Genomic DNA, 19,056 nt, shown 5'->3' with positions numbered 1-19,056 from the left:
GTCACCAATTGTCATAAATTTGTTGTGTGAAACATTTCCATGTGGATAGAATAAATCCCATGTAAATACCGGCACGCCTGCCTGCTGCCCTTGCCGCCTCGACTCTTAGCAGCCCACGCAACGATCCTCCATCATGAATAAAACCATGCTCGCCAGCCTGCTGGCGCTCCCCCTGGTCGCGCCTGTAGCCATGGCGCAGGACACCGTCAAGATCAGCGGTTTCGGCACTGCCGCCCTGACCTGGACGGACGACGACCGCGCTGAATTCGCCCGCCCGAACCAGCCCAGCGGCGCCGCCGACAATTTCCGCACCGGCGTCGATTCCAACCTTGGCCTGCAGGCCGACTACGCCGTCAACGACTGGCTGTCGCTGACCGCCCAGGGTCTGGTACGCAAGGACGGCGAAGAACACTATGGCGCCGAACTGAGCTGGGCATTCGCCAAGTTCCGCATCTCGGACAACCTGAACGTGCGCGCCGGCCGTATCGGCCTGCCGGTGTTCATGATCTCGGACTACCGCAACGTCGGCTACGCCAACACCATGCTGCGTCCGCCGTCGGAACTGTATTCGCAGGTGCCGTTCAACAGCGTCGACGGCGCCGACGTCACCTGGCGCCGTGATTTCGGCAACACCAGCCTGACCTCGCAGCTGGCCGTGGGCCAGATCAAGACGCCGCTGACCGGCTTCCATGCCCGCGGCAAGGAAATCGTGGCCCTCAACCTGGTGGCCGAGAACGGTCCGTTTACGCTGCGCGCCGGCCATGCCCGCACCAAGATCACGATCGACGACCTGGCATCGCTCAACACCCTGGTCGGTTCGCTGCGCGCCGCCGGCACCGGCTACCGCCTGCCGCAGGTGAATGCCCTGGCCGACGAGATCGAAGCCAAGGATGCCAAGGGCACCTTCAGCTCGCTCGGCCTGGCGATGGACTGGAACAACTTCGTGGTCCAGACCGAATACGCCAAGCGCAAGACCGAGACCTACATCAACGACACCACCTCGTGGTACGTGATGGGCGGCTACCGTATCGGCAAGTTCCTGCCCTACTACACCCGTTCCGAGCTGAAGATCGACGGCGCCGTCAGCGCCGCGGCACTGGGCGCCTGCCCGGCCGGCTATCCGGCCGCCTGCACGGCTACCCTGCAGCAGCTCGGCAACGCCGTGCGCCGCGTTTCGGTGACCGGCATCGGCCAGGGCGAACAGACCACCGACACGATCGGCGTGCGCTGGGACTTCTACCGTTCGGTGGCGCTGAAGGTGCAGATCGACCGCGTCAAGCCGCGCGGCAATGGCCTGTTCATCAATGCCCAGCCCGGCTTCGCCGGTCCGGTCACCGTGGGCGCCGTCGCCCTCGACTTCGTGTTCTGAGGAGCGCCGCATGAAGAAGCTGTTCACGCTGTTCATCCCTGCCCTCGCGGCATCCGCGTTCTCGCTGCCGGCGCTGGCCGAAGTGGCGGTGGTGGTCAATCCCAAGGCCGCCGAATCGTCGCTGACCAAGGACCAGGTGGCCCAGCTGTTCCTGGGTAAATCGACGGCGCTGACGCCGATCGACCAGGCCGACAGCGCCGCCGTGCGTGCCGAGTTCTACAAGAAGGTGGCCGACAAGGACCCGGCCCAGGCCAAGGCCCTGTGGTCGAAGCTGGTATTCACCGGCAAGGCCACGATGCCGAAGGAAGTCGCCGACAACGCCGCCGTCAAGGCCGCGGTCGCCGCCAATCCGAAGGCGATCGGCTACATCGACAAGAGCGCGGTCGACGCGACGGTGAAGGTCGTCTACACCGTCCAGTAATACCACGCCGTGCGCCGCTTCCGGACCAGCGTTGTCCGAAAGCGGCGCATTTTTGCGCCTGCGGCCGGTGACCATGCCGGCCGCGGCAAGCACATTCTGGAGACAAGCATGAGCATCAAGCGCAGGATCTGGGCACTGCCCGTCATATCCGCCATCATCTTCGGCCTCGGGGCCGGCGCCAGCGCCTATATCGCCAGCGACGCGCTGGACTCGATCACCACCACCGAGAGCGTCGACTATCCGGTGCTCGATGCCGCCAAGGCCCTGTCGCTCGACGTCGCCGCCGTCACCGGCGCCCTGACCGATGCCGTCACCGAAGGCGACAAGGCGCGCATCGACCAGGCCAACGAGCAGGCCAAGCAGATCCGCGCCCGCCTCGACAAACTGGCCGCGATTCCCGGCCAGCAGGACAACGGCGCGCGCCTTGCCAAGGAATTCGACGCCTATTACGCGCCGGCCCTGTCGTCGGCGCGCATCATGCTCGAACTGGAGCAAGGCGACCCGCAAGCCACGGTCGGCAAGATGCAGGCCACACTGGCGACGCTGAATGCCGACCTGGCCAAGTCGGTCGAGGCCGCGCAGCAGCAGTTCACCGCCGGTATCGAAGCCAGCCAGGACAACGTGCGCAAGGTGGTGGTGTCGATGGTGCTCACCGCCCTCCTGGTGATCGCGGTGCTGGCCATCGTGTCGTGGTTCGTGGTGCGCGTGATCTGGCGCCAGCTGGGCGGCGAGCCGGAGTACGCGCGCACCATCGCGCAGGCGGTGGCCGCTGGCGACCTGTCGATGGACATCCGCACCGCCCCCGGCGACGATGCCAGCCTGCTGGCCTCGCTGAAGGAAATGCGCACCCGCCTGTCCGGCCTGGTGGCCGGCATCAAGGATTCGGCCGACACCATCGCCAGCGCCAGCAGCGAGATCGCCAGCGGCAACGTCGACCTGGCGCAGCGCACCGAATCGCAGGCGGCCAGCCTGGACCGCACCACACGCGCGATGGAAGAACTCACCGGCGCGGTGCGCCAGAACGCGGCCAACGCCGGCCAGGCCAACGCGCTGGTCGAATCGGCCACCGGCTTCGCCACCCGCGGCGGCGAAGTGGTGGACGGCGTGGTGACCACCATGGGCGACATCAACGCGTCGGCGCGCAAGATCGTCGAGATCATCTCGACCATCGACGGCATCGCGTTCCAGACCAACATCCTGGCGCTGAACGCGGCGGTGGAAGCGGCGCGCGCCGGCGAGCAGGGCCGTGGCTTCGCGGTGGTGGCGGGCGAAGTGCGCACGCTGGCGCACCGTTCGGCGGCGGCGGCCAAGGAAATCAAGCAACTGATCGGCGACTCGGTGGCCAAGGTCGATGCCGGCAGCGTGCTGGTCGACCAGGCCGGGGTGACGATGGCGCAGATCGTGGAATCGGTGCGCAAGGTGCAGGCCATCATGAGCGAGATGCGCGACGCCGGCGCACGCCAGAGCGCGGGCATCGACGACATCGGCCGCGCCATCGGCAGCATCGACGAGATGACCCAGCAAAATGCGGCGCTGGTCGAAGAAGCGGCGGCGTCGGCCGAATCGCTGACCGCCCAGACCGGCCACCTGACCGAAGCGCTGGCGGTATTCAAGCTCGACAATGCGCCGGCACCTGCCATCGGCGCCGGCAAGGCGCGCCTGGCACTGGCGCGTTAAATCAGGCAAGGCCCACCCGGCAAGTCCGCATTTTTACAAAAATTTGCGCGGCTTGCCGATGTGGCCATGGTGCTGGCCGTTCTGCCAAGTCTGTTTTTTCTTCGTCAACACCTGAAGCCACGCGTTCTCTGCGCTGTCACTCTACGCAGCGCAATACCCGCTCATCCGTTTCAAGCGATCCTGCCGCCGGGCCTGTTGTCAGACCGTCCGCATGCCATTTCGGCTACGTGGTAAGCACGCATCTGTCCCTGCAGCAAACGCTTTACAAAAGTAGTGCCCGTGGGCATCATCCCTTGAGTATGCCGGATGGTTAGCACCTCCGGCGCTTTGTCGCGTCTCCCGAAGTTTCAACCCCGGTTCCCGCTACCGCTTATATTGCTCCTATGTCAGCAGTCCTTCCCAACAACACGACGGTCGGCACCCCGCTTGCGGGACTGGCACGGGCATTGGTGCAAGCCAATCGCCTGAGCGCGGTGCAGGCCGACATGTTGAACAAGAAGGCGGCGCAGGAAAAGACCTTCTTTATCGACGTGCTGCTGGCCAGCGGCGCAATCGAGCCGCGCGCGCTGGCCGCGTTCTGCGCCGAGACCTTCGGCTATCCGCTGCTCGACCTGGCGGCGTTCGCGCCCGAGTCGCTGCCCGCTGCCGCCATCGACGCCAAGCTGATGCAGGCGCAGCGCGTGATCGCGCTGGCCAAGCGCGGCAACAAGCTGTCGGTGGCGCTGTCCGATCCGACCAACAGCCAGGCCCTGGACCAGATCAAGTTCCAGAGCGAAGCGACGGTGGAACCGGTGATCGTGCCGCACGACGCCCTGCTGGCGCTGCTGGCCAGCATCGCCAAGGGCGCCGAGCAGGACCTGAGCGAGCTGGCCGGCGACGACGCCGAGATCGAGTTCGCCGAGGACGACAAGCAGCCGGTCTCGGTCGAGCCGAGCGCCGACGTCGAGGACGCGCCGATCGTGCGCTTCCTGAACAAGATCCTGCTCGACGCGGTGCAGATGGGCGCCTCGGACATCCACTTCGAGCCCTACGAAAAGTACTACCGGATCCGCCTGCGGGTGGACGGCGTGCTGCGCGACCACGCCTCGCCGCCGCTGTCGATCCGCGAAAAACTGGTCTCGCGCATCAAGGTGCTGGCGCGCCTGGACATCGCCGAAAAGCGCGTGCCGCAGGACGGCCGCATGCGCCTGCTGCTGTCGGCCACGCGCACCATCGATTTCCGCGTCAGCACGCTACCTACGCTGTTCGGCGAAAAGACCGTGATGCGTATCCTGGACGCGACCCAGGCCCAGATGGGCATCGACGCGCTCGGCTACGATCCGGACCAGAAGGCGCTGCTGCTGGACGCCATCACCCGCCCCTACGGCATGGTGTTGGTGACCGGCCCCACCGGTTCCGGCAAAACGGTGTCGCTGTACAGCTGCCTGAACCTGCTGAACAAGCCCGGCATCAATATCTCGACCGCCGAAGACCCGGCCGAGATCAACCTGCCGGGCGTGAACCAGGTGAACGTCAACGACAAGGCCGGCCTGACCTTCCCGGTGGCGCTGAAGTCGTTCCTGCGCCAGGATCCCGACATCATCATGGTCGGCGAGATCCGCGACCTGGAAACGGCCGACATCGCGATCAAGGCGGCCCAGACCGGCCACATGGTGTTCTCGACGCTGCACACCAACGACGCGCCGTCGACGCTGACGCGTCTGATGAACATGGGCGTGGCGCCGTTCAACATCGCCTCGTCGGTGATCCTGATCACGGCACAGCGCCTGGCGCGCCGCCTGTGCAGCTGCAAGCAGCCGCTCGAGATCAGCGACGAAGCGCTGCTGGCGGCCGGCTACCGCGAAGGTGATGTCGACGGTTCTTGGCGCCCTTACGGCCCGGTAGGCTGCGACCGCTGCCTGGGTTCGGGCTACAAGGGCCGCGTCGGCATCTACCAGATCATGCCGATCTCGCCCGCGATCGAAGCGCTGATCCTGGCCAGCGGCAACTCGATGCAGATCGCGGCCCAAGCCGAGAAGGAAGGCGTGAATTCGCTGCGCCGCTCGGGCCTGATGAAAGTCAAGCAGGGTCTGACCAGCCTGGAAGAAGTGCTCGGCTGTACCAACGAATAACGACCTCACCGCCACCACCACAGGAACAGCAATCACATGGCAACCTCCCCCCAACCCAAGAGCAGCCGCGGCGCCCAGGTCAAGGAGTCCGTGTACGCCTGGGAAGGCAAGGACAAGAACGGCCGCACCATCCGCGGCGAGGTGCGCGCCGGCGGCCAGGCGATCGTCAACGTGACCCTGCGCCGCCAGGGCATCATGGTCACCAAGGTCAAGAAGAAGGTCTATCGCAGCGGCAAGAAGATCACCGACAAGGACATCACGATGTTCACGCGCCAGCTGGCGACGATGATGAAGGCCGGCGTACCGCTGCTGCAATCGTTCGACATCGTCGGCAAGGGCCACGCCAATCCGTCGATGGCCAAGCTGATCCAGGATCTGCGCAACGACGTCGAGACCGGCACCAGCCTGAACCGCGCGTTCCGCAAGTTCCCGCTGTATTTCGATCCGCTGTTCTGCAACCTGGTGGGCGCCGGCGAACAGGCCGGTATCCTGGAAGACCTGCTCACGCGCCTGGCGATCTACAAGGAAAAGACGCTCGCACTGAAGGGCAAGATCAAGTCGGCCATGACTTATCCGATCGCGATCCTGGCGGTGGCGCTGATCGTGACCGCCGTGATCATGATCTGGGTGGTGCCGGCCTTCAAGCAGGTGTTCGAAAGCTTCGGCGCCGACCTGCCGACGCCGACCCTGATCGTGATGGCGATCTCGGCCTTCTTCGTGGAGTGGTGGTATCTGATCTTCGGTTCGCTATTCGCCGCGATCTATTTCTTCTTCCAGGCCTGGCGCCGCTCGCCGAAGATGCAGGCGACCATGGACCGCCTGCTGCTGCGCCTGCCGATCTTCGGCGAGGTGATCCGCAAAGCGACCATCGCGCGCTGGACCCGCACCCTGTCGACCATGTTCGCGGCCGGCGTGCCGCTGGTGGAAGCGCTCGATTCGGTCGGCGGCGCCTCGGGCAACGCGGTGTACCTGGAAGCGACGCGCAAGATCCAGACCGAGGTCAGCACCGGCACCAGCCTGACGGCGTCGATGCAGAATACCGATGTGTTTCCGAATCTGGTGATTCAGATGGTGCAGATCGGGGAAGAGTCGGGCTCGCTGGATGCGATGCTGGGCAAGGTGGCGGATTTCTTCGAGGAAGAAGTGGATGAGGCGGTGGCGGCGTTGTCGTCGCTGATGGAGCCGCTGATCATGGTGATTCTCGGCGTGCTGATTGGCGGGCTGGTGGTTGCGATGTATTTGCCGATCTTCAAGCTGGGTTCGGTGGTGTAAATTAATGCCAATGCGCGTAATGCCATGTTCAACCAATTCGCGATCGATATCTACGAACGCCTGCTAGGACAAAAGTGGGCGACCGTGCTGGGCAACTTCTCGGGCACGTCTGAGCGCACGTGGCGTGACCGGATCAAGCATGGCTGGGAACCGACCAATGATGAACACGAGGCGCTGAAACAACGTTTGACCACCATGTCGGCCGAGCGCCTGGTACGCCTTGGCGAGTGGACGTCCGAAGAAGCGCACGCCATCCTCGCCAATAGCCCCTCCGGAAAAGCGGGCGTGCCGCTTCCCGCCGCCGACCTGATCTATTACTTCAGTCCACGCTATGGCGAATACTGCCAGCGAACAATCGCAATAGCAGCGCATTTCGACCGCAACTGTGCACGACTGGCCAACGCGGCAATACGCGACAGCAGCCACGACGTGCGCGCTGTCCTGATCGACATGCTGGAATGGCTCGCTACCTTCTGCCCCACGGGCGAAGGCGTGGACGATATTGCCGTGCTACGTCATCGGATGGCCGCATGTTCCGATACGGCGACGCTGCTCGGCGCTGCAGGTTCCTTGCACGAAGCGCTGCTATTCCACGTTCTTTCTTGTTGGGACTTGGAATTCTGTTCCGGTTATTTCGGTGAAACCATGCAGGCCCATCCCTTGTTCGAACTGGTGATGCCGCGCTTCGCGCCTGATATCGAGATCCAATCCGGGACGGGCCGAATTTTACGAAATGGGCAACAGCCGCGCAGGCGAATTTTTGAGACCGCTACAGCACGGCTACTAGATTTCATTGGATTCCTATTATTGTGGCGACGCCAGTCGCGTCTCCCCAACTTTGCACCGCGGGTAAAGGAATTGGCTGCCTGGTCAAACACTGGCGAAGCGCGTCTTGTAAGTTGGCGCGACGAGACCACACGCTTAACATTGGCGCAACTCGAAGAAGTTTGGATAGCGGGACTTGAGCCCGACCGGGAAGGTTTTTACCCAGCGGCACCAAGGCCGATGTTTGTCTGCACGCACCTGTTTAGTCCACTATTGGGACGCAAAGACGGTAAACGGATCAGCAGTGTCATTACGTGCGCCGAGGGCTACAGGACTTGGTGGCAATACAACCGGGACCGCCTGATTAAAGACGGTCTCCGGTTCGGCGAAGTCGCGTGGCCAACTCGCCTAATCGAGGAGTCCAGCGCTCAAGCAGCACTGTCGAGCTTATCCTCCCAATCATCAGGGCGTTCATCGTTGCCGCGCGACTGCCAGTAAGCGTCGTTATTCGGATTCAGCTGGTCGCTGCGGTTGTCCTGCTCATGTTGGCTCGGCATGCCCTTCTCCTTTACTTTGCGCCCGACTTGGTGCCATTGCGCGCCGCCGCTGCCTGCATGCGAGCGGATTGGCTTCCCTTGGAGACAGTGCCTCCCGAGGCCTTCGCTGCAGCCGCTTGAACGCGCGCTGCGTCTCGTACCGTCGTCGACGGTTTTGGTTGCTGTTGCTGCTGTACTTTACTCATCATGTTCTCCAGAAAGGTGCGGACGTTTGCTGAAACCAGCACGAAGCAGTGTGCCCGAGCGAAAGCAACAATTAATTCCAATTTTCGGAACATGCGGTTTGAATCCCTGTGACCATTTGGCGGATGGCCTTCGCAAAATGCCGCGAAACCCCCTACAATGGGGTTGATGTAAAGAATCATCATTGCTGCGGCATGTACCGGCCCGGCGCCGTCCGAATCAACCAACCGTCATGCCCATGGAATCATTCCTGTTCGCGCTTCCGGCCAGCCTTGGCCCCACCCTGGTCGCCGCCCTGCTCGGCCTGCTTGTAGGCAGCTTCCTGAACGTGGTCATCTACCGCATCCCGAAGATGATGCAGCGCGAGTCCGACAACTACGTGGCGCAGGAAAGCGGCAAGGAGCTGCCGCACCAGGACCGCTTCAACCTGATGGTGCCGCGCTCCGCCTGCCCCTGCTGCGGACACCAGATCACGGCGATCGAGAACATTCCCGTAGTCAGCTACATCGCCCTGGGCGGCAAGTGCCGCAAGTGCAAGGCACGCATCTCGCCGCGCTATCCGGCGATCGAATTGCTGACCGCGGCCCTGTCCGGCCTGCTGGTGTGGACCTTCGGCAGCGGCGCGGCCGGCATGGCGACCCTGCTGTTCGCGTGGCTATTGATTGCGATGACCTTCATCGACTTCGATACCCAGCTGCTGCCAGACGACCTCACCTATCCGCTGCTGTGGGCGGGCCTGCTCATCAACATCAACGGCACTTTCGTTCCCCTGCAGGACGCGGTGATCGGCGCCGCCGCCGGCTACCTGGTGCTGTGGGCCGTGTACTGGCTGTTCAAGCTCGTCACGGGCAAGGAAGGCATGGGCTACGGCGACTTCAAGCTCCTGGCCGCACTGGGTGCCTGGCTGGGCTGGACCATGCTGCCGACCATCATCCTGCTGTCGTCGATCGTCGGCGCGGTCATGGGCATCAGCCTGATCGTGTTCGCCAAGCGCGAGCGCAGTAACCCGATCCCGTTCGGCCCCTACCTGGCCGCGGCCGGCATGATCGCCATGCTGTACGGCGAGCAGTTGGGCGGCTTCACGCGCAGCCTGGTGGGTTGAGGTGGACGCGCCGACCCAACAACGGGCATTCTCGGTCGGCCTCACCGGCGGCATCGGCTGCGGCAAGAGCACCGTGGCCGACCTGTTCGCCGAACTGGGCGCCTCGATCGTCGACACCGACGTCATCGCCCACGGCCTGACCGCGCCGCACGGGCCGGCGATGCCGGCCATCCTGGCCGAATTCGGCCCCGACTTCGCCACGCCCGAGGGCGCACTCGACCGCGCGCGCATGCGTGCGCTGGTGTTTTCGGACGCCACCGCGCGCGCGCGTCTGGAAGCGATCCTGCACCCGCGCATCCGTGACGCCACCGCCGCGGCTGCCGCGATCGCCACCGGGCCGTACGTGATCTACGTGGTGCCGTTGCTGATCGAGTCCGGCACCTGGCGCGAGCGGGTCTCGCGCGTGCTGGCCATCGACTGCTCGGAAGACACGCAAGTCAGGCGCGTGATGCAGCGCAGCGGGCTCTCGGCCGACGCGGTGCGCGCCATCATGGCGGCCCAGGTCACGCGCCAGCAGCGCCTGGCGTCGGCCGACGATGTCATCGACAACGAGGACAACGAGCGCGGCATCGAGGCCCTGCGGCCCCAGGTCGTGCGCTTGCATGAACGCTATCTTGCATTGAGTGTGTAACAAGAGTGATGCAGGGTTTGTAATTTTGGCCCGCATGGTTCAGAATCACATAGTTGCCATCCAGCCTACATTCAGAGGAATGTCATTTTGATCGTCTACGAATATCCTTTCAACGAGCGGATTCGCACGTTGTTGCGGCTGGAAGATCTGTACGAGAAGTTCAAGTTCTTTGTACGCCAGGAACACCCGATGCAGCACCACGTGGCGCTGTCCACGATTTTCGACATGCTGGAAGTGGCCGGCCGCGCCGATCTGAAGTCCGACCTGCTGCAGGAACTCGAGCGGCAAAAGCAGAGCCTGCTGGCCTACCGCAGCAATCCCGCAGTCGCCACCGACACTCTCGACGCCGTGCTGGAAGAACTGGACGCGGCCAGCAGCGCGCTGGTGGCAAGCCAGGGCAAGACCGGCCAGAACGTGCGCGAAAACGAATGGCTGATGAGCATCCGCGGCCGCACCATCATTCCGGGCGGCGCCTGCGAATTCGACCTGCCGTCCTACTACGCCTGGCAGAAGCGCCCGGCGGAGCAGCGCCATGCCGACATCATGGGCTGGTTCGGCCCGCTGGCGCCGCTGCTGGATGCGCTGGCGCTGGTACTGCGCCTGCTGCGCAACTCGGGCCTGCCGGTCAAGATGATCGCCACCGCGGGCAGCTACCAGCAGATGTTACAGGGTAAAATCTACCAGATGCTGCGCCTGACCCTGGACGAATCGCTCGGCGCGATTCCCGAGATCTCGGCCAACAAGTACATGCTGTGGGTACGTTTCACCAGCCACGACGGCGACTGCAAGCCGAAGGCCCTGGAAGAAGACGTGCCGTTCGACCTGACTCTCTGTAATTTCTGATCATGACCGTTGTAGCCTGCCCCACCTGCGCCAAGAAAGTCGAATGGCTTGATTCGAACAAGTTTCGCCCCTTCTGCAGCGAGCGCTGCAAGCAGATCGACCTGGGTGCCTGGGCCGAAGAGAAGTACGCCATTCCGGGCGCCGCGCCGCTCGATTCGCAGGACGAGCCGCAAGACGAGCGATAATTTCCCGTATCCGGCGCGGGATTGAACGCGTGGACGAAGAATCCGTCCACGCTACCGAATACAGTGAGCGTTAGTTAAACAGCCTTCAAGCGCGCTCGGGATAACGCACGCGATCCAGCCACTCCAATAGCGGAATCGTCGCCGGCAATAGCGGGCTAACGCCGTACGCGCCCTGCCAGGCAAAGGCCTGCCCTTCCAGGCTTTGCGGCTCGCCGGTCCACTCGCGGCAAATGTAGAAATACAGGCGCACGTGCGCATGCTCGTACACATGCTCGACGCAGCACCAGGCGTCGCCACTGACCACCTGCACACCCAGTTCTTCCATGAACTCGCGCTGCAGCGCGGCGAAGATGTCCTCACCTTGCTCGACTTTCCCGCCCGGGAACTCCCAATAGCCGGCGTACGGCTTGCCGTCGGGCCGCTGGCCGAGCAGCACGTCGCCGTTGGGACGCATCAGGATGCCGACGGCGACGTCGACCGGTTTTGCTGTTGTTTCAGTCATTCTTTGCTTTTAACCTCCGGCAGCTTGCCGGCATAGTCCTTCGCGAATTGCCACGCCACCCGGCCCGAACGCGAGCCGCGCTGCAAGGCCCACTGCAGCGCCTCTGCGCGCGCCGCTTCGACCTGCTCTGGCGTGCAGCCGAAGCTTTGCAGCCAGTGGCCGACGATCTCGATATAGTCGTCCTGGCGGAACGGATAGAACGACAGCCACAATCCAAAACGCTCGGACAGCGAGATCTTCTCTTCGACCGTCTCGCCCGGGTGCAGGTCGCCGTCCTCGCCGTGCTTGTATCCAGCGTTGTCCGACATCTTTTCCGGCATCAGGTGGCGCCGGTTGGAGGTGGCATAGATCAGCACATTGTCCGACTGCGCGGCGATGCTGCCGTCCAGCGCCACCTTGAGCGCCTTGTAGCCGGCTTCACCCTCTTCGAACGACAAATCGTCGCAGAAGATCACGAAGCGCTCGGGCCGGCCGGCGACCAGGTCGACGATGTCGGGCAGGTCGGCCAGGTCGGCCTTGTCGACTTCGATCAGGCGCAGGCCCTGGTCGGCGAAGGCGTTCAGGCAGGCCTTGATCAGGGACGATTTGCCGGTGCCGCGCGCGCCGGTCAGGAGCACGTTGTTGGCCGGACGGCGCGTGACGAACTGGCGCGTGTTCTGCTCGATCTGGCGCTTCTGCGCGTCGACGTGGTGCAGGTCTTGCAGAGCGATGTTCGAGGCATGCAGCACCGGCTGCAGGAAGGCGCCGCCATTGGCGCGGCGGCGCCAGCGGAAGGCGAAGCTGCGTTTCCAATCGGGCTCGCGCGGATGGGCCGGCGGCAGCACCGCCTCGAGCCGCTCGAGCAGGCTCTCGGCGCGCCGCAAGAACTGGTCCAGCGTCGTCATCGGATCAGGAACGATAGTCGGCGTTGATCGACACGTAGTCGTGCGACAGGTCGCAGGTCCAGACCGTGGCCGTGGCGTCGCCGCGCGCCAGCTTGACGCGCACCGTGATCTCGGACTGCTTCATCACGCGCTGGCCGTCTTCTTCCTTGTAATCCGGATTGCGTCCGCCCGCTTTGGCGACCCAGACGTCGTCCAGGTACAGATCGAGCTTGGTGACATCGAGGTCGTCGACGCCGGCGTAGCCTACGGCGGCCAGGATGCGGCCCAGGTTCGGGTCAGATGCGAAGAAGGCGGTCTTGACCAGCGGCGAGTGGGCGATCGCGTAGGCGATCTTGCGGCATTCAAGCACATCGCGGCCTTCGTCGACAGTGATGGTCATGAACTTGGTCGCGCCTTCGCCGTCGCGGATGATCTGCTGCGCCAGGTTGCGCGAGATGTCGGTGACGGCTTCTTTCAGTGCTTCGTAGTCGGCGCCGCTGGCACTGTCGATCTGCAGGCTGCCGGCGCCGGTGGCGATCAGCATGAACGAGTCGTTGGTCGAAGTATCGCCGTCGATGGTGATGGCGTTGAACGAGTGGTCGGCCGCGTGTTTCACCAGTTCGTCCAGCACCGGCTGGGCGACCTTGGCGTCGAACGCCAGGTAGCCAAGCATGGTGGCCATGTTCGGCTTGATCATGCCGGCGCCCTTGCTGATGCCGGTCATGGTGACGGTGTGGCCGCCGATGGTGACGGTGCGCGACGCCGCCTTCGGCTGGGTGTCGGTGGTCATGATCGCTTCGGCCGCGTTGAACCAGTTGTCCGCCTTCAGGTTCGACACGGCGGCCGGCAGGCCGGCGACGATCTTCTGGATCGGCAGCTGTTCCAGGATTACGCCGGTCGAAAACGGCAGCACCTGGCCCGGCTCGATGTTCAGCAGCTTGGCCAGTTCGGCGCAGGTGGCGTTGGCGTTGGCCAGGCCCTGCTCGCCGGTGCCGGCGTTGGCGTTGCCGGTGTTGACCACCAGCGCGCGGATCGGCGCGGCGCCATTCCTGACGGCTTCCAGATTGGCCTTGCTGACCTGCACCGGCGCGGCGCAGAAGCGGTTGAGGGTGAACACGCCGGACACGGTCGCGGTCTCAAGCAGCTTCATGACCAGCACGTCCTTGCGGTTGGGCTTCTTGATGCCGGCTTCGGCGAAACCGATCTCGATGCCGGCGACCGGCTTCAAATCAGCAGCGATGGGCAGAGGGGAATTGACGGCCATGATGATCTCGTTGGAAAAATTGTCGAATTCGTTATTGTACCGCCAGCGGCGCGCGATGCGAGCCAGCATGACCGGCCGCCACGAGCGCTGCGGACCTGTGCATGCATGCCGGCGCATCAGCAGAATCCGAGCCCCCTTCAGTTTTCATGTCATTTATCGTCGGAAAATATTACACATTGATATCCAGCGGAAGTGCACTTTATTATTTACTCCGATTAATCAATCACCTATGTGCAGCGCACAAACAGGCATGGTACTTGCTCATCCATACAAGCCTGTTTCGCCGACCGGGACAGGCTTTCAGTCCATCCTTCCCTCAGGAGTTCTCATGCTGCACACATTGTTGAAGATGTTGAGAAACGTGTCCGTCGTTGCCCTGCTGCTGTCAGCCGGCGTAGCCCATGCCGGCTTGTATCAATTCAATCTGACCGGTGACTACACCGCCAGCTGGCAGCTCGACTCGAACGCCGAGCCGGACGATGCCTCAGAAGGAGAAGGACTGGTGTACTGGGACACCGCGGGTTCTTTCCCGGGTTCGATCTTCGGCGTCATCGATCTGTACTTCTATAACGGCGAGCAGAACGGGGGCCTGGAACTCTACGACTACTACAACGACTTCACGCTGGTGGTCGTCGACGGTCCGCAGCTCTATACCGGCTCGGAGTTCGCGCCCACCTTCCTGCTGGGGACCTTCAGCCTGGTCGATTCCTTCGGTTCCGGCACCTATACGCTGACGGTGACGGATCTGGACGCCGGTCCCGTGGATGTCCCGGAACCGGCCACCGGCGCGATGCTGGCCGGCGGCCTGGCCCTGCTGTACGCAGCGAGGAAACGCCGCCGCATTCAGTAAGCGCGCTTCCATCGCCTGCATCGTGCGCCAGTCCGGTCCGCCGATACATAGACACGGACATGGACACGGACTGGAGACGAATGGATGCAAGTGAATACGGCTGAACACGGCCTTCGCTGGCGCGCAACGCCCGCCGTTGAAAACCGCTACCATCGGCCGTCATTCACTCATCCGAAAAACAGCCATGCCTGCTACCCAATCGCGCGTCCTGCGCCACGTCGTCCTGTTCGCCTTCAAGTCCGACGCCCAAGCCGCGCAGGTCGACGCGGTCGTCGCCGGCTTCGCCGCCCTGCCCGAACTGATCCCCGGCATCCAGTCCTATGAATGCGGCACCAACGTCAGCCCGGAAGGACTGAACGACGGATTCACCCATTGCTTCACGCTGACCTTCGCCAGCAATGAGGCGCGCGACGCCTATCTGGAGCATCCGGAGCACCAGCGCTTCGTGGGGACGCTGGGTGAATGCCTGGAACGTTCGCTGGTGATCGATTACTGGGTCAGCTGACATCGCATCGTCGACCGCCTCAGTCAGTTAGTTACAAAACTTGCTGCTCCTGGCGGCACGCATCCCCGCTTGCCATCCCGTCATCACCGCGTCACAGACGGTGCCTAAGATGCGCTTCAATTTTCCGTCCCACCACCAAAATTGAAGGGTCTCACATGCACCACGCCGCACCGCTGCGCCGCCTCCCCCTCGCCATCGCCATCGGCGCCGCCCTCGCGCTGAGCGCCTGCGGCGGTTCCGACCACGACAACAGCGCCGGCGAAGTCGCGACCGTGATCCCGGCCGCACCGGCCGACCAGGGCGCGGCCGACACCGCGCCGGTGCCGGCGGTGACGGCATTCGTGGATACGGCTGCGACCAACCAGCGCGGCGACGCTCGCTACGCGATGCTCGCCACCAACGCCGGCGTGCGCGTGCTGGGTGGCATGCTCGAGATCTGGAAGCCGCTCACCGAGATCGTCGACGCCGGCCAGAGCGCGCCGGCGGTGGACGGCTTCCCGGCCGTCGTCGCCTCGACCTGGACCGGCGTGCCGAACGACGGCACCAACGGCGGCACGATCGTCAACGCGCAAGTCCACAACGCCAACATCGACTACGTGGTGCAGGCCACCCGCAACCGCACGCCGGAACAAAGCCTGCTGGCCTACCTCGACGACCGCCGCGGCAAGGGCTACAGCGTGACCGCCGGCATGGGCCCGCTCACCGATGCCTGGCGCAGCGCCGCGCGCCAGACCACCACCATCAACGACATGCCGGTCGACGCCACCACCGTCAAGTACGAAGACGGCGGCAACAACAACGGCGTCGGCGGCGCCGCGAATGCCGAATTCGGCAAGGTGATCGACTTCGTCAACTCGATGGGCAACAACGGTTCGACCGAGCCGGCCAAGCGCTTCTACAAGTATGCGCGTCCGTACCGCTGGAGCAGCCAGGTGGCGGTGGTGCCGCAGCTGGAGCCGGCCAAGAGCACGACGCCCGCCACCGACGGCGGCTTCACCAGCGGCCACTCGGCCGAAGCCACCCGCAATGCCATGGCCATGGCCTATGTGCTGCCGGAGCGCTACCAGGAACTGGTTGGCCGCGGCCTGGAGCTGGGCGAGAGCCGCATCCTGGCCGGCATGCACTCGCCGCTGGACGTGATCAGCGGCCGCGTGCAGGCGCAGGCCGTCGCCGCATCGAACATGATCGCGGCCGGCGCCTCGGTGCGCGCCGATGCCGTGGCCCAGGCCCACGCCACCCTGATGAAGCTGACCAATACCACCGCTGCCAACTTCCCGGCCTTTGCCACCTCGGGTACCCCGGCCACCGACCGCTTCGCCGACTACGCCGCCAGCCGCGCCAACTACGTGCGCCGCATGACCTACGGCCTGCCGCAGACCGGCGCCGCCAACAAGCCGGCCGTGGTGCCGAAAGGCGCCGAAGTGCTGCTGGAAACCCGCCTGCCCTACCTGAGCGACGCCCAGCGCAGGGTCGTCCTCAAAACGACTGCGATCGCGTCCGGCTATCCTACCCTGGACGATGCCGAAGGCTGGGGACGCCTGAACCTGTTCGCCGCCGCCGAAGGCTACGGCGAGATCAAAGGCAACGTGGTCGTCAACATGGACGCCGGCAAGGGCGGCTTCCACGCGAGCGACCGCTGGCGCAACGACATCTCGGGCAGCGGCAAGCTGGTCAAGCAAGGCAGCGGCGCCCTGAAGCTGGGCGGCAAGAACAGCTGGACCGGCGGCACCCAGCTCGAAGCGGGCACGCTCGAAGCCCTGTCGAGCACGGCGTTCGGGACCGGCGATGTCCACGTCGCCGGCGGCGCCACCGTGATCGTCAACGCACCGGCAGCCCTGGTGGTGGGCGGCAAGTACACCCAGCTGAGCGGCGCCACGCTGGAACTGCGCGTCGGCGCGTCGCAAGGCCAGCTGAACGCCACCCGCACCGTCACCATCGGCGGCGGCACCCTGCGCATCAAGTTCGCGGACGGCTACAAGCCGGCCGCCGGCACCACCCTCACCGTGATCAGCGCGGGTAGCCTGACGGGCAAGTTCGACACCATCACGGTCGACGGCTTCACCGTCACGCCGGTGTACAGCGACAAGGGTCTGCAGCTGCGCTTGAGCGCATAAGCCAAGGCCGCCGCGGCGGCTTGTCATGATCGGGGCCGAAGGTGACATCACCTCCGGCCCTTTTTCTTGGCTGCGACTTGTTTCCCTTGTGATATCTTTCCTAAGATTATCAAAACGTGGATCCATCCGATGAAACGCATCGCCCTTGTATGTACCACCAGCCTGCTGGCCGCCTGCGCCACGCAGCCGAAGCCGCTGACCGACACCACCGCCAGTTCCGGCGCCGAACGCAGCCTTGATCAGCTGCAGCTCGATTTCGAGAAAGCCGACCTCAAGCTGCGCGTCGAACCCGCCACCCGCACCATCCGCGGCGACGTGGCGCTGACCTTCGGCGCGCGCGCCCCGGTGACGCGCATCGAACTGGACCTCGACCGCAACCTGCCGATCGACGCCATCGAAGTCGACGGCAAGCCTTTGGCGGCCAGCCAGTGGCGCAACCCGGAAGGCAAGCTGACGGTCGACCTGCCGCAGCGTCTGGAAGCCGGACGCCAGACCACGGTGCGGGTGCAGTATCACGGCACCCCGCACGTGGCCAAGCGCGCGCCGTGGGACGGCGGCTTTGTCTGGTCCAAGACGGCCGATGGCCAGCCGTGGGTCGCCACCGCCGTGCAGGGCGAAGGCTGCGACCTGTTCTGGCCCTGCATCGACCACCCGACCGGCAAGGCGAAGATCGTCGAATCGCACATCACGGTGCCGGCGCCGCTGGTCGCGGCCGGCAACGGCGTCCCGCTCGGGATGGATGAAAAGGACGGCTGGCGCACCTGGCACTGGCGCGCCAAGAACCCGAGCACCTACGGCATCTCGATCAACGTCGGCCCCTATAAACTGCTGGAAGGCGACTACAAGAGCCGCTACGGCAACACCATCCCGCTACGCATGTGGTACCTGCCGCAAAGCGAGGGCAAGGTGCGCGAGCTGTTCGCCGAGATCACGCCGATGCTCGACTTCTTCGAGAGCACCGTGGGACCGTACCCGTTCGGCGACGAAAAGATGGGCGTGGTCGAGACCCCGCACAAGGGCATGGAGCACCAGACCATCAACGCCTACGGCAACGAATACGCCAAGACCTCGTTCGGCTACGACGACCTGATGCAGCACGAATTCGCCCATGAGTGGTTCGGCAACCAGCTGACCAACGCCAACTGGGACGATATGTGGCTGCACGAAGGCCTGGGCACCTATATGCAGCCGCTGTACATGCAGTACCTGCGCGGCGACCAGGAATACTACGCCTCGCTGCAGCAGCACCGCGCGGCGATCCGCAACAAGGCGCCGATCGTGGCCGGCAAGCCGATGACCGAAGAAGCAGTGTATGACCTCGACAAGGGCGGCCCGGGCCTGGACATCTACATGAAAGGCTCGCTCGTGATGCACACGCTGCGCGGCCTGGTCGGCGACGAGGTGTTCCTGCGCACGGTGCGCGAGATCGTGTACGGAACGCCGGACCCGCGTCCGGGTTCCTTGATGCCGCGCTACGGCACCACGCGTGAATTCATCGACATCGCCAACCGCAACAGCGGCAAGGACCTGAACTGGTTCTTCCAGGCCTACCTGTACCAGGCCGCCCTGCCCGAGCTGAAGGCGACGCGCAGTGGCGACACCTTGCAGCTGGCGTGGAAGACCGAAAAGAACACGCCGTTCCCGATGCCGCTCGACGTGCGTGTCGGCGGCAAGGTGGTGACGCTGCCGATGACGGACGGCCGTGGCAGCATCACCGTGCCGGCCGGCGCGACCTACACGCTCGACCCGCAATCGAAGGTGCTGCGCCGCGAAGAGCATATCGAGCGCTTCCAGCAGTATCAGGAAGAACAGAAGAAGAAAAAGAAAAAGGCGTAGCGCGAG

Annotated in this window: 18 protein-coding genes; 14 read left to right on the top strand and 4 right to left on the bottom strand. The window is 64.3% G+C overall.

What is annotated here, in order from left to right; translation table 11 throughout:
• Positions 1-133 precede the first annotated feature (133 nt).
• From RTQ83_RS04270 to RTQ83_RS04245, 6 genes are all read left to right on the top strand, one after another.
• Complete coding sequence (locus RTQ83_RS04270; RefSeq protein WP_312511444.1) at positions 134-1,369, top strand: porin; 1,236 nt, start codon at positions 134-136, stop codon at positions 1,367-1,369.
• Positions 1,370-1,379: 10 nt separating this feature from the next.
• Positions 1,380-1,790, top strand: coding sequence for a hypothetical protein (locus RTQ83_RS04265; protein WP_312511443.1), 411 nt, complete (start codon positions 1,380-1,382; stop codon positions 1,788-1,790).
• Positions 1,791-1,898: 108 nt separating this feature from the next.
• Complete coding sequence (locus RTQ83_RS04260) at positions 1,899-3,467, top strand: methyl-accepting chemotaxis protein (protein ID WP_312511442.1); 1,569 nt, start codon at positions 1,899-1,901, stop codon at positions 3,465-3,467.
• A 383-nt stretch (positions 3,468-3,850) separates the two neighbouring features.
• Entirely contained in the window at positions 3,851-5,578 is a 1,728-nt protein-coding gene (gene pilB / locus RTQ83_RS04255; protein ID WP_312511441.1) for a type IV-A pilus assembly ATPase PilB, read from the top strand.
• A gap of 36 nt (positions 5,579-5,614) precedes the next feature.
• The gene (locus tag RTQ83_RS04250) at positions 5,615-6,850 is read left to right on the top strand and encodes a type II secretion system F family protein (RefSeq protein ID WP_312511440.1); all 1,236 of its coding nucleotides are present in this window, start codon (positions 5,615-5,617) and stop codon (positions 6,848-6,850) included.
• Positions 6,851-6,874: 24 nt separating this feature from the next.
• Positions 6,875-8,113, top strand: a complete 1,239-nt coding sequence (locus tag RTQ83_RS04245; RefSeq protein WP_312511439.1) for a hypothetical protein — start codon at positions 6,875-6,877, stop codon at positions 8,111-8,113.
• Positions 8,114-8,183: 70 nt separating this feature from the next.
• Here the strand turns inward: RTQ83_RS04245 and RTQ83_RS04240 are convergent, their stop codons facing one another.
• Entirely contained in the window at positions 8,184-8,540 is a 357-nt protein-coding gene (locus tag RTQ83_RS04240; RefSeq protein WP_312511438.1) for a hypothetical protein, read from the bottom strand.
• 47 nt (positions 8,541-8,587) lie between these two features.
• On the opposite strand from RTQ83_RS04240, the gene RTQ83_RS04235 reads away from it, so the two are divergent.
• The 4 genes from RTQ83_RS04235 to yacG all read left to right on the top strand — a co-directional run bounded on the left by RTQ83_RS04235 (position 8,588) and on the right by yacG (position 11,116).
• Positions 8,588-9,457 (top strand): A24 family peptidase, encoded by an 870-nt coding sequence (locus tag RTQ83_RS04235; RefSeq protein ID WP_312511437.1) that lies wholly within the window; start codon positions 8,588-8,590, stop codon positions 9,455-9,457.
• 1 nt (position 9,458) lies between these two features.
• Entirely contained in the window at positions 9,459-10,088 is a 630-nt protein-coding gene (gene coaE / locus RTQ83_RS04230) for a dephospho-CoA kinase (protein ID WP_312511436.1), read from the top strand.
• Positions 10,089-10,175: 87 nt separating this feature from the next.
• Positions 10,176-10,931, top strand: a complete 756-nt coding sequence (gene zapD / locus RTQ83_RS04225) for a cell division protein ZapD (RefSeq protein ID WP_312511435.1) — start codon at positions 10,176-10,178, stop codon at positions 10,929-10,931.
• Positions 10,932-10,933: 2 nt separating this feature from the next.
• Positions 10,934-11,116 (top strand): DNA gyrase inhibitor YacG, encoded by a 183-nt coding sequence (gene yacG / locus RTQ83_RS04220; RefSeq protein WP_312511434.1) that lies wholly within the window; start codon positions 10,934-10,936, stop codon positions 11,114-11,116.
• Positions 11,117-11,201: 85 nt separating this feature from the next.
• Here yacG and RTQ83_RS04215 read toward each other — a convergent pair whose 3' ends face one another.
• From RTQ83_RS04215 to argJ, 3 genes are read right to left on the bottom strand one after another with little or no spacing between them, the layout of a single operon-like run.
• A complete protein-coding gene (locus RTQ83_RS04215; protein WP_312511433.1) occupies positions 11,202-11,618 on the bottom strand; it encodes an NUDIX domain-containing protein in 417 nt (138 codons plus the stop codon).
• Positions 11,615-12,502, bottom strand: coding sequence for an ATP-binding protein (locus tag RTQ83_RS04210; RefSeq protein ID WP_312511431.1), 888 nt, complete (start codon positions 12,500-12,502; stop codon positions 11,615-11,617). Before RTQ83_RS04210 ends, RTQ83_RS04215 begins: the two co-directional genes overlap by 4 nt.
• A gap of 4 nt (positions 12,503-12,506) precedes the next feature.
• Positions 12,507-13,745 carry a bifunctional glutamate N-acetyltransferase/amino-acid acetyltransferase ArgJ gene (gene argJ, locus RTQ83_RS04205; RefSeq protein WP_312511575.1) on the bottom strand — a complete coding sequence of 413 codons (1,239 nt, stop codon included), beginning with the start codon at positions 13,743-13,745 and terminating at the stop codon, positions 12,507-12,509.
• A gap of 361 nt (positions 13,746-14,106) precedes the next feature.
• On the opposite strand from argJ, the gene RTQ83_RS04200 reads away from it, so the two are divergent.
• The 4 genes from RTQ83_RS04200 (at position 14,107) to RTQ83_RS04185 (ending at position 19,050) form a co-directional block, all read left to right on the top strand.
• Positions 14,107-14,595: a PEP-CTERM sorting domain-containing protein gene (locus RTQ83_RS04200; protein WP_312511430.1), complete on the top strand. Its 489-nt coding sequence runs from the start codon at positions 14,107-14,109 to the stop codon at positions 14,593-14,595.
• Between the two features lie 184 nt (positions 14,596-14,779).
• The gene (locus tag RTQ83_RS04195; protein WP_312511429.1) at positions 14,780-15,100 is read left to right on the top strand and encodes a Dabb family protein; all 321 of its coding nucleotides are present in this window, start codon (positions 14,780-14,782) and stop codon (positions 15,098-15,100) included.
• Positions 15,101-15,255: 155 nt separating this feature from the next.
• Positions 15,256-17,214: a phosphatase PAP2 family protein gene (locus RTQ83_RS04190; RefSeq protein ID WP_312511428.1), complete on the top strand. Its 1,959-nt coding sequence runs from the start codon at positions 15,256-15,258 to the stop codon at positions 17,212-17,214.
• A 129-nt stretch (positions 17,215-17,343) separates the two neighbouring features.
• A complete protein-coding gene (locus tag RTQ83_RS04185; protein WP_312511427.1) occupies positions 17,344-19,050 on the top strand; it encodes a M1 family metallopeptidase in 1,707 nt (568 codons plus the stop codon).
• Positions 19,051-19,056 lie beyond the last annotated feature (6 nt).

The organism is Massilia sp., from assembly GCF_031995545.1.
Taxonomy (GTDB): Bacteria; Pseudomonadota; Gammaproteobacteria; order Burkholderiales; family Burkholderiaceae_D; genus Telluria.
This window is presented reverse-complemented; position numbering and strand designations above follow the sequence as displayed.